This is a genomic window from Stenotrophomonas sp. TWI169, assembly GCF_039674705.1.
Classification (GTDB): domain Bacteria; phylum Pseudomonadota; class Gammaproteobacteria; order Xanthomonadales; family Xanthomonadaceae; genus Stenotrophomonas; species Stenotrophomonas maltophilia_P.
Genome location: NZ_JBDJOB010000001.1, coordinates 83,747 through 95,584, shown reverse-complemented (window position 1 = coordinate 95,584; position 11,838 = coordinate 83,747). Strand labels below are relative to the sequence as shown.

General features: G+C 68.4%; 5 protein-coding genes. 2 read left to right on the top strand and 3 right to left on the bottom strand.

The genetic code is table 11. From position 1 onward, the window contains the following. Window positions 1–35: 35 nt before the first annotated feature. On the top strand, window positions 36–2,117 hold the full coding sequence (locus tag ABE543_RS00345) for a TonB-dependent siderophore receptor (protein WP_346475099.1): 2,082 nt from the start codon (window positions 36–38) through the stop codon (window positions 2,115–2,117). 62 nt (window positions 2,118–2,179) lie between these two features. Continuing rightward, a complete protein-coding gene (locus ABE543_RS00340; protein WP_346475205.1) occupies window positions 2,180–3,952 on the top strand; it encodes a chloride channel protein in 1,773 nt (590 codons plus the stop codon). Window positions 3,953–3,967: 15 nt separating this feature from the next. On the opposite strand, the gene ABE543_RS00335 is transcribed toward ABE543_RS00340, so the two are convergent. From ABE543_RS00335 to ABE543_RS00325, 3 genes are all read right to left on the bottom strand, one after another. After that, window positions 3,968–4,258 (bottom strand): hypothetical protein, encoded by a 291-nt coding sequence (locus ABE543_RS00335; RefSeq protein WP_053517836.1) that lies wholly within the window; start codon window positions 4,256–4,258, stop codon window positions 3,968–3,970. A 123-nt stretch (window positions 4,259–4,381) separates the two neighbouring features. Beyond that, on the bottom strand, window positions 4,382–5,221 hold the full coding sequence (locus ABE543_RS00330; RefSeq protein WP_262218290.1) for an OmpA family protein: 840 nt from the start codon (window positions 5,219–5,221) through the stop codon (window positions 4,382–4,384). A 62-nt stretch (window positions 5,222–5,283) separates the two neighbouring features. Beyond that, window positions 5,284–11,772, bottom strand: coding sequence for an ESPR-type extended signal peptide-containing protein (locus ABE543_RS00325; RefSeq protein ID WP_346475098.1), 6,489 nt, complete (start codon window positions 11,770–11,772; stop codon window positions 5,284–5,286). Between the last annotated feature and the right edge of the window lie 66 nt (window positions 11,773–11,838).

Here is an 11,838-nt window from a genome sequence, read left to right as displayed (position 1 = left end):
TAATTCTCATTTACCACCTTCCCTGCGCCGTCCAGATGCCCCTCCACACCCCGAAACCGGCCCAGCTGCCCTTGGTGGCAGCCCTCGCCCTGTGCCTGATGCCCCTTGCTTCGGCCCTCGCCCAGGACGCGCCGACCACGCTCGACAGCATCCAGGTCTCCGGCAGTTGGCTGGGCACCGGCCTGCATGACAGCGTCAAGAGCTTCGCCGGGGCACGTACGGTGGTCGATCGCCAGCGCATCGAGGCCAGTGGCGCGACCAGCATCGGCGACGCCATGCGCCGCATCCCCGGCGTGCAGGTCACCGACAACTCCGGCACCGCCGGCAGTTCGGTGTCGCTGAACATCGGCGTGCGCGGCCTCACCGGCCGCTACTCACCCCGCTCGACGGTGCTGCTGGATGGCGTGCCGCTGGCCGTCGCACCCTACGGCCAGCCCCAGCTGTCGTTCGCGCCGGCCAGCCTGTCCAACATCGAATCGATCGACGTCGTGCGCGGCGGCGGAGCCGTGCGTTACGGGCCGCAGAACGTGGGCGGCATCATCAACTTCAGCACCCGCGCCATTCCGCAGCAGAGCGGCCTGCACGGCGAGGTCGGGATCCGCTACAACGCCCATGACCATGGCGGCGGCGACAGCACCCAGTACAACACCTTCCTCGGCGGCACCAGCGACAACGGCCTGGGCGTCGCCCTGCTCTATTCCGGCCAGGACGGTCGCGGCTGGCGCGAAGGCAGCGACGACCGTTTCAACGATCTGGCACTGAAGTTCGCCTACGCCATCGACGACCAGCAGACGCTGCGTGCCAAGCTGTCCTACTACGACGTCCGCTCGCTGACGCAAGGCGGCCTGACCCGCGCGCAGTACGAGGCGGATCCGTTCCAGAACACGCGTCCCGATGACTTCTGGAAGGGCCACCGCACGGGCATCGATCTGGGCTACACCCACACGTTGTCCGACACCAGCGAGTTCGAGGTACTGGCCTATTACAACGAGAGCACCCGTGCCAGCTCGCTGATCAACGCTGCCAACACCCAGGTGAGCGTGCAGCCGCGCGACTACCGCGTGCTCGGCATCGAACCGCGCTACACCCAGCGCCTGCACTGGGGGGCAAGTGTGCACGACGTCACCGCCGGCTACCGCTTCCTGCGCGAGCGTGGCAACGACCGCAGCTACACGGTGACCCGCCGCACCGGCGCCGCAAGCCCCATCAACCGCTTCGACAATGCCACCGACGCCCACGCCTTCCATCTCGACGACCGCATCGCCATCGGCCAGTGGCGGATCACGCCGGGGGTGCGCATGGAATGGATCGACATGGACCGCCGCCAGGCCGATGGCGGCACCACCTTCAGCAGCCGCAACGACAAAGCCCTGCCCTCGCTCAACGTCGCCTACCTGTTGACCCCGCAGCTGACCGTGTTCGGCAACTACACCACCTCGTTCGGGCCCGTGCAGAACATCCAGCTGAACTCGCAGACCGCCAGCAATCCGCTGAATCCGGAGGTGGCCAGGACCACCGAGCTGGGCGCCCGCTGGCAGGACGGCGCACTGCGCGCGGACGTCACGGTGTTCAGGATGCGCTTCGACAACCAGATCCTGCAGGTGCCGGGGATTACCCCGCCCACCTTCCAGAACATCGGTGCGACCGACCACAAGGGTGTGGAAAGCGCGCTCGAATACCGCTTCGCCGAAGACAGCGTGCTGGCCGGACTGGAACTGTACGCCAACTACACCTGGACCAAGGCGATCCAGCAGTCCGGTGACAACCGCGGCCGGGACGTGCCCTTCTACTCGCGCGACACCGACAGCATCGGCGCCCGCTATGCGCTGTCGGCCTGGACCTTCAATGTCTCCAGCACGCACCAGAGCGGCCAGTTCTCCGACGCTGCCAACACCTGGCAGGAAAGCGCCGATGCACGTGTGGGCCGCGTGCCGGGGGTGCGGCTGTGGAATGCGCAGGTGGCCTGGCAGGTTCCGGGGCTGGGCGACAGCGAGATCACGGCCGGCGTGAACAACCTGGCCGACAAGCGCTGGTACACCCGCAATGTCGACGGCAATGCCGGGCGCATGGTGGCCGCGCCACGCACCTTCTACCTGCAGGGACGCTACCGCTTCTGATGCGGTAAATGCCCGATGCGGTGACGGTGGCGATCACGATGGCGGCGTATCATGCCGCCACCATGGCCTCCACGGTTCCACCATCGCGCCTGCATCTGGCCTTCCAGGGCCTGCGACTGCGCCTGCGTGGCAGCGACCTGTGGTTCATCGCACTGGCGTTGCTAGTCGGCCTGATCGCCGGTGGCCTGACGCTGCTGCAATCGGACATCGCGCGCGGGCTGCAGAGTGCGCTGTACGGGCTGGAACCCGGCATGCGCCTCAGCTCCCTGCCCGCGCTCAGCTGGACCGCCCTGCTGGTGCTGCCGCTGGGCGGCCTGCTGGTCGGGCTGGTCAGCCTGGCGGCCGCGCGGCGCAAGCGCCCGCTGCTCGACGCGGTCGAGGCCAATGCCCTGCATGGCGGTCGCATGTCGATGCGCGACAATCTGATCGTGCTCACCCAGACCCTGCTGTCGAACGGCTGCGGTGCGTCCGTCGGCCTTGAGGCTTCGTATACCCAGATGGGTGCGGGCAGCGGCTCGCAGCTGGGCCGTGTCATGCGCCTGCGCCGCAATGATGTGCGCATCCTGGTCGGTGCCGGTGCCGCCGGCGCCATCGCCGCGGCCTTCGGGGCTCCGCTGGCCGGCGCGTTCTACGCGTTCGAGATCGTCATCGGCGCCTACACGCCCGCCGCTCTCGCGCCTGTGGCCCTGGCCGCACTGGCGGGTGCATTCGTCGCCGACCAGGCTGGCATCGAGGCGTACCTGCTGCCCGCAGCCTCGACCATCGATGTGCGCGCCGCCGACTACGCGATCTACGGCCTGCTCGGTTGCTGCTGCGCGATGGTGGGGATCGGCGTGATGCGACTGATCGCCTCCATCGAAGGCGTGGTCAAGCGCAGTCCACTGCCCCTGTGGGGGCGCCCGGTGGTCGGCGGCCTCCTGCTGATTCCACTGGCCATGGCCAGCCCGCAGGTGCTTTCCTCCGGTCACGGTGCGCTGCACCTGGACCTGACCACGCAGCTGCCACTGATCTGGATCGGCGGCCTGCTCGCCCTGAAGCTTCTGGCCTCGGGCATTTCGCTGGGCTTCGGCTTCCGAGGTGGTCTTTTCTTTGCGTCGCTGTTCATGGGCACCCTGGTCGGCACCCTGTTTGCCGGCCTGCTGGCGACGGCCACCGGCGTGCCCGTGGTTGATGCCACGTCCGCGGCGCTTGCGGGCATGGCCGCGTTGGCCGCCGCAGTGGTCGGCGCGCCGATGACCATGGCCATGCTGGTGCTGGAAGGCACCCACGACTTCCTGCTGACCAGCGTGGTGATGAGCGCGGTACTGGTCTCCAGCACACTGGTCCGCCAGTGGTTCGGTTACTCGTTCTCGACATGGCGCATGCATCTGCGCGGCGAAACCATCCGCAGCGCACGCGACGTCGGCTGGATCCACACCCTCAACGCCGGGCGGATGATGCGCAAGGGCGTTGCCACCACTCCGGCCGGGCTGGATGCCGCTGCGTTCCGCCAGCGTTTCCCGCTGGGCTCCGGCAGTCGCGTGGTCCTGATCGACAGCGAAGGCCACTACGCCGGCATCGTGCAGATTCCGCGCGTCTACGCCGACGGCGTGAAGCCGGAGACACCCGTTGGCGATCTGGCCGAGAACCGCGAGGTGTCACTGTTGCCGGGCGCGGATGTGGTCAGCGTGATGCAGTGCTTCGACCGGACGCAGGCCGACGAACTGGCCGTGGTTGCCGCCGATGGCCAGCTGCTGGGCATTGTTTCCGAGGCCTTCGTGCGCAGGCGCTACGCCGAGGAGCTGGACAAGCGCCAGCGCGAGCTGATGGGCGAGCGCGTCGAAGACGCCGATTGATCGCCCGCCCCGCTGCTACAGCGCTTCGCCGGCATCGGCCAGCCGCGACTCGATCAACGCGTACCATTGCTCCAGCATGTCGATCAGCATGTCCAGCTCTGCATCGGCACGCTGTGCCCGGCCACTGCGCAGGCAGGCCTGGGTTTCCTGCAGCTGGGCCAGGAACCCGGCCACGGTATCGGCCTGCAGGATCAGGCCCGGCAGGCGCCGCCCGGGGATGCGCACGACCGCATGATTGCCGAGCTGGCCATACACGCTGAGGGTGGTTTCCGTCTTCATGGACAGAGGCAGGAATTGGGCGTTCATCGCGTGCACCGTATGAAAACCTGAGCCACCGGCAGGGGTGGACGACGGGGGAGACGTGGCCACGTCCTGCCGGTGGTCAGGGGGGACTCGGGATGCCGGGGCTTGGCCACGGCGCGGGAGACTTCAGCGCGGGTGCGCGATCCCGACGATCTGCACCCGGCGATTCGGCGCAAGGCACGCGATCAGCTCGCGACGGTTGCGCTGCGTGCACTGCACGATCGGTTCAGCCGCGCCGCGCCCTTCGGCACTGATGCTGCCCGGCGGCACTCCGCCCTGCACCAGGGCCGTGCGCACCGCTTCGGCCCGCTTCTGCGAGAGTTGCTGGTTGTAGCTGGCCGCACCGATACGGTCGGTGTAGCCGACGACCTGGATCGACTGCACCTTGCTGGCCTCACGGACCTGCGCCAGGATGCCCTGCACCGCCTGCTGGCCTTCGGCGCTGAGTACCGCGCTGTCGAAACCGAACAGTGCATCGGCGGCCAGGCGCAGCGGCTGTTCGGGCAGTGGCGCGGGTGCCGGCGGCGGCGGTGGTGGCCGCGGCGGGTCGAGCACGGCGGCGCAGGATTCGGGCTTCCAGTAGCCGGCCTGGGCGATGCCCTTGTTGTCGAAGCGCACCTGGAACTGGCAGGTGAAGTACTCGGCGCCCTGTGCGGTGCGGAAGTTGAACAGGTAATTCCACTCGCGCACGCCCCACATGCCTTCGTTGAAGTGCGGCGTACCCAGCAGGCTGTACAGCTGCCGCTTGCTCATCCCGGGCGCGAAGCGGCGCAGGTCGGCGATGTCGGGATAGGTACCCTCCTTCAGCGACGCCTTGGAGACTTCCGGGAAGGCCACTGCAGTGGCCTCCGCCGGACCCTCACCGGCGGGCGCGTGGCTGCGGCAGGCGGCCAGCAGGCCGGCGGCGAGGATCAGGCCCAGCGACGCGGCGATGCGGCCAGCGCGGGCGATGCGATGCTGATTCATGTCATTCCCCCTGTAGACGTTTGCGCGGCAACCGGGCCGCGATTGCGGCCCGGCTACGGCGGTTACCACTGGATGCCGGCACCGACGGCCACACCGGCCTCGCCACGGCTGTTGGTGGAGCCGCTGAACTTGTAGATCCAGCGGCCTCCTTCCGAGACACCGGACAGGCCCACCGCCACGCCCGATTCGCCGTTGTAGCTGCCGGCGGCGAACGAGGCCATGCTGCGACCCGCTTCGCTCGGCTGCGGCAGCGAGGCCGTGGCCATGGCCGAAGCGATGCCGGCCGAAGCGCGGTTGTCGGTCCTGCGCAGGTCACGCTCGAAGCCGCCCATGCGCTCGTCGGTATAGGCCTTCGACCAGTCCAGGGTCTGCGCCATGCCGGACTTCAGCTGGTCGACATTGACCGCGTCGGTGCCTGCCGTACCGGCGGCAACGTTGCGGACCGTCGTCGGGCCGCTGGTGCTGCTGCCGAGAGTGACACTGTTGAAGTTGGTGGCTCCGTTGACGGTGGTGTCGTAGCGGATGGTGCCCTGCTGCGAGGCCTGCAGCTGCCGCACGTTGACCGCATCGGTGGCCTGGGTGCCGTCTGCCACATTGACCACCTGCCGTTCGGCGCCGCTGGCCCCCACCGAAACCGTGTTGGCACGGTTGGCCACCGACCCTGCGCCCAGGGCCACCGAGTTGTCGGCCTGTGCCTGCGAGCCGTTGCCCAGGGCCGTCGAGTTGGCACCGGCGGCCGTCGATCCTGCACCACCGGCTGCGGAATTGGCGCCCGTCGCGGCCGGATCGGCCAGGTTGTTGCTGTTGTTGGCGCGGAAGCTGCCGGCGACGTTGGTGATGTTCTGGATCTTCTGGTCGGTGTAGGCCTTGGACTGATCGATGGCATAGTTCACGCCATTCTTCAGCTGGCCGACATTCGTCGCGTCGTGATCGTCCGAGCCGTCGGCAACGTGGGTGATCTTGCGTTCACTGCCGCTGCTGCCGACCGACACTTCGCCTGCCGAATTGCTGGCACCCGTCTGACCATAGGCACCGGTATAGCCGCTCTGCGCGCCGACGCTGGCCACCGAGCCGGCACCCAGTGCCACGCTGTTGTCCGCGCTGGCGTTGGCACCGTTGCCGACTGCCACGGCCGAAGCACCTGCCGCACTGGCCTGCGGACCCACCGCCAGCGCCTCCGCACCTGCCGCAGCGGCCGCCGCGGCGCTGGAGTTCACTGCCAGGTACGGGCTGCCGCCACCGTTGGTGATGCGCTGGTTGAGCACCCTCAGCGAACCGTCCACCGCGGAGAACGCCGCGGTGACGTTGCTGTAGTCGTTGGCGGTCAGGGTGCCGTCGGTGGCGATGCTGGAGATGCTGAACGACGGCGCGGTCCACAGATTGGTGGTGCCGTCGAAGGCCGTGCTGCCTCCGAAGTAGCTGGCGATGGTCGAGTTCGTGCTGAACAGCTGGTCGCCGGTGATGGCGTCGCTGCTGCCTGCAAGGATGCTGCCGGCCGCCACGTTGGTCACCTTCACCGCACCCGTGCCGGTACCACTCAGGGTGACCGTGTTGACGACGTTGCCACTGCCATCGACATCGTACTTCACCGCGCGCTTGTCGATATCGTCGGTCTGGTCGGCGACATTGGCCAGCGAATTGCTGACCGCGTCGAAGGCGGTGCCGACGTCGTTGTAGCTGCCCTGGCTGATGGTGCCATTGGCGGCGATGTTGTTGATCGTGTAGGTCGGCGCGGTCAGCACACCGGCCGCATTGACCGCCGCGCCGCCCCCGAGATGGGTGGCGACAGCCTGGTTGGCAGCGAACAGCTGGGCACCATTGATGGCTTCGGTGCTCGTGGCGCTCACCTGGCCCGGGCCGAGGTTGCGCAGCGTGGTCGCCGTGCCGCCCTGACCCAGCGTGGCGCTGGCGTAGTTGACGCTGCCATCGCCATTGAGGTCGTAGCGCAGCGCGCCTTCCTCCGAGGCCTGCAGCTGGCCCAGGTTCACCGCATCGGTGGCAGCCGTACCGGCGGCCAGATTCGTCACCTGGCGTTCGGCACCCGCTGCACCGATCGACACGCTGTTCGCACGGTCAGCCAGGCTGCCGGCACCGACCGCGATCGCGTTGGCCGCCGTGGCGCGGGCGTTGGTACCGACCGCGATGGAGTCGGCACCGGTGGCCACTGCCTCCACGCCCGTGGAGTTCACCCGCAGGTACTTGGTGCCGCCGTTGCGGATATCGTTGATCTGCGTGTTGAGATTGACCAGCGAGCCGTCGACGGCGTCGAAGGCATCGGTCGCATTGTTGTACAGGCCCTGCGCAATGGCGCCATCGGTGGAGATCGTGCTGATCTCGAACAGCGGCGCGGTGAAGGCGCCACTGACCGGATCGAAGGCGGTGATGCCACCGAAGAAGCCGGCGATGGCGGCGTTGGTGGTGGCCAGCTGGCCGCCGTTGACGGCTTCCAGGCTGCCGGCGGTGACCGCACCCGCGGCGAGGTTGCCGATGGTGGTGGTACCGGTGCCGTTGCCGAGCGTGACGCGGCGATAGTCTGGATTGCCTGCGCCATCGACGTCGTACATCACCGCGCCGGCCGAAACATCGTCGATGAGGCTGATCGCACCCTTCAACTGGGCGACGTTGACCGCATCGGTGTTGGCGCTACCCGCAGCCAGGTTGGTGATCTGGCGCTCGCCACCGTTGGCGGTACCCACCGAAACTTCACCGGCAGAGACCTGGGCGGCGGTCAGGCCATAGGCGCTGTAGCTGGCCTGTGCGCCGCGCAGCGCAGCAGAACGGTAGCCCAGTGCCACCGAATTGGCCTGGTTCGAGGTCGCCTCCGCACCCAGCAGGGTCTGGCCGTTGGCAGTACCCACCGCGCTGTCGCCGACAATTACCGAGTGGCCCATGCGCGCGGCGTAGTCCGCAGTCGGCACGCCGGTTGGATTGGTGGGATCGTTGGGACCGGCTCCCGGGAACGCCACGTTGGCATCCACCTTCGGCAGCTCATGGCGGGCATTGGCGCCGATCACCACTTCCTTGGAGCCGTTGGCGAAGGCACCGTCACCCATCAGCACCTGGTAATCCTGTGCGGCGTTGACCGCCCAGCAGGAGATGTCGGCCAACGCGATATCCAGGCACTTGGCGGCCCATGCCGGCGAATCGGTCGGCAGCAGCAGGCCCAGCAGGCCACCGGGGTTGCCGTTGTTGATGTTGTAGATGTAACTGTCGGAAGTGACGCCACCGATCAGGGTCAGGTGCGAGCTGCCACCGGTCACCGCGCCGCCCAGGCCATTGAGGGTGCTGCCGACCGGTGACAGGTTCACGACCGGCAGGCCGAGCACGTTGACCGTGGAGTAGGCCTGCATCACGTTCGCGTTGCTGAGCTTGAGATTGCCGTTGTGCAGATAGCCGTCACCGCCGAACAGGCTGCTGGTCGTCGGGCCGATCAGCTGGCCGACGTTGCCGACCAGGCCACCGGTACCGATGATGAGTCCCGCATTCGGATCAGCCGGAGCGGGTGCCTTCGGGCTGTCCGGCGGAATCGCCGAGGGCTGGGTCAGGCCCAGGCCACCCAGCGTGCCGCCCACCAGCCCGCCGACTGCGCCGCCGAGATTGTTGACGGTACCGTTGAGGTTGCCCTCCAGCAGGTTGCCCACCGCACCGCCGACGTTGCCGAGCGTGCCGGTGAGTACGCCGTCCAGCCCGCTGCCCGGCGTGGTGCTGCCACCCCCGAGCAGGCCACCGACAACGCTGCCGACCGAGCCGACCGTATTGTTGAGTGCACCGCCCACGGCACCTCCGATGGTGCCGACGGTGCCGTTGAGCACACCACCCACCGCACCACCGACTGCGCCGACCGTGCCGTTGAGCACGCCTCCGACTGCACCACCGACTGCGCCCACGGTGCCGTTCAAAGCACCGCCTACGGCGCTGCCGACTGTGCCAACGGTGCCGTTCAGCACACCGCCGACTGCACCGCCGACCGCGCCGACAGTTCCATCCAGGACGCCACCGACTGCACCTACCGTACCGTTCAACGCGCCGCCTACCGCGCTGCCGACCGTGCCGACCGTGCCGTTCAGCGCACCGCCGACTGCACCGCCGACCGTGCCGACAGTTCCATCCAGGACGCCGCCGACCGCACCTACGGTGCCGTTCAGAGCGCCACCCACGGCACTGCCAACCGTGCCAACCGTGCCGTTGAGCGCACCGCCAACGGTGCCGACAGTTCCATCCAGGACACCGCCGACTGCACCTACGGTGCCGTTCAGAGCGCCGCCTACGGCGCTGCCGACCGTGCCAACCGTGCCGTTGAGCGCACCGCCAACGGTGCCGACGGTTCCATCCAGGACGCCGCCGACCGCACCTACGGTGCCGTTCAGAGCGCCACCCACGGCACTGCCAACCGTGCCGACGGTGCCGTTGAGCGCACCGCCAACGGTGCCGACAGTTCCATCCAGGACACCGCCGACTGCACCTACGGTGCCGTTGAGCGCGCCACCGACTGCACCACCGACAGTGCCGGAGGTTCCATCGAGGACGCCACCTACGGCACCCACGGTACCGTTCAAAGCGCTGCCTACGGCGCTACCGACCGTGCCGACCGTGCCGTTGAGCGCGCCACCCACCGCACCACCGACGGTGCCGACGGTTCCATCGAGGACGCCGCCGACTGCACCCACCGTGCCATTCAAAGCGCCGCCTACGGCGCTACCGACCGTGCCGACGGTTCCATCGAGGACGCCGCCAACCGCACCCACGGTGCCGTTCAACGCGCCGCCTACGGCGCTGCCGATCGTGCCGACTGTGCCGTTGAGCGCGCCACCCACCGCACCACCGACGGTGCCGACGGTTCCATCGAGGACACCGCCAACCGCACCCACGGTGCCGTTCAACGCGCCGCCTACGGCGCTGTCGACCGTGCCGACCGTGCCGTTGAGCGCGCCACCCACAGCACCACCGACGGTGCCGACGGTTCCATCGAGGACACCGCCAACCGCACCCACGGTGCCGTTCAAAGCGCCGCCTACGGCGCTGCCGATCGTGCCGACCGTGCCGTTGAGCGCGCCACCCACAGCACCACCGACGGTGCCGACGGTTCCATCGAGGACGCCACCTACAGCACCTACGGTGTTGTTCAACGTGTCGCCCAGGGAACCACCGACGTTGCCGACGGTGCCGTTCAGTACACCGCCCACCGCACTGCCGACCGTACCGACAGCACCGTGGAGCGTGCCGCCTACTGCGCCCACGGTGTTGTGCAGCGTGCCGCCCACTGCGCCACCCACGGTGCCGACAGTGCCGTTCAGTACACCGCTCACCGCACCGCCGACGGCGCCGACGGTTTCGTGTAGCGTTCCGCCTACTGCGCTGCCCACCGTGCCGACCACGTCGTGCACTACGCCACCCACAGCACCGCCGACCGTGCCGGCAGCTCCGTGAAGCGTGCCACCTACTGCGCCCACGGTGTTGTGCAGCGTGCCGCCCACTGCGCTACCTACGGTGCCGACGGTTTCGTGCAGCGTCTCGCCTGCTGCGCTGCCCACCGTGCCGACTACGCCGTGCACTACGCCACCCACCGCACCGCCAAGATCGCCCAGGGCGCCGTGATGCAGGCCTCCGAGACCGAGCGTGCTGGCCTGCGCACTCACGACGGTCCGGCCCGCGAGCTTCAGGTTGCGATCGGCCACCACGTCCTGGCCACCCGGGCCCTGCACGCGCACCTTGCCGGCGACGCCTGCATCGAACGCCGCCGTGATCGCGCGATCATCGGTCTCGCCCGGCAGTTCTTCCTTGGCGGGCAAGCTCACCGCTGCGGTTGCGGAGGCCTTGCCCTGGCCCTCGATTCGATGTCCGGCGATGGCCAGATGCGAGTCGGCGTTGCCGTCGATGCCGGCCTTCAACCCGGACAATCCCTGCGAGGACGTCGTGATACCCGCTGCCGCCTTGGCGCCGGCACCCACCGATGCCACCGGGGCACCCGCGATGCCGACCCTGGCCTTTGCCTTCGCATCGGCCGTCAGCCCCAGCGGCGAAGCGGAGCCGGAGGAAACGTTCGCTGCCAGTGAGGTATCCACCTGGGTACCTGCTCCGATGCCGAGCTGGGCCCGCACATCAGCGGCCAGCGCTGGCGTGGGCACATGCTGCGGCGATGCGTTCGCCCCCAGCTTCACCTGCACGGCGGCCGGCAGGACCTCGTGCACCAGCGGCAGCGAGGCCGTGCTCAGCTGCAGGCCCACACGCGTATCGGCACTGATCGCAGGCGTGGCCTGCGCCTGTCGCGCGGCTGCAGCCAAGGCGACTTCGGCATCGACCTTCACCGGCAACGTCTGGGTGTACTTGGCCGCCAGCGCCTGCAGATCGCGCAGCGACTGGTTGGATTCGGTTGCGGATGCCGGCCCGCTGGCCAGCACGCACAGCAGTGCAAGCGCAAGGGCGCTGGGCGTCAGCAGGGAGGTGCGCGGATCGCGTGATGCGGTGCCGCCGCTATCGCCGGTGGCCAGTTCCGAGGCCACAACCAGAGCATTGAGCTGGCGGTTCCATACACGCCGGTAGATGCGGTTCATGAGCATTTCCCCCGTAGGCGAACAACTTGAATGACAGTGGACTTGCCGCTAGGCAGGTGACTGACA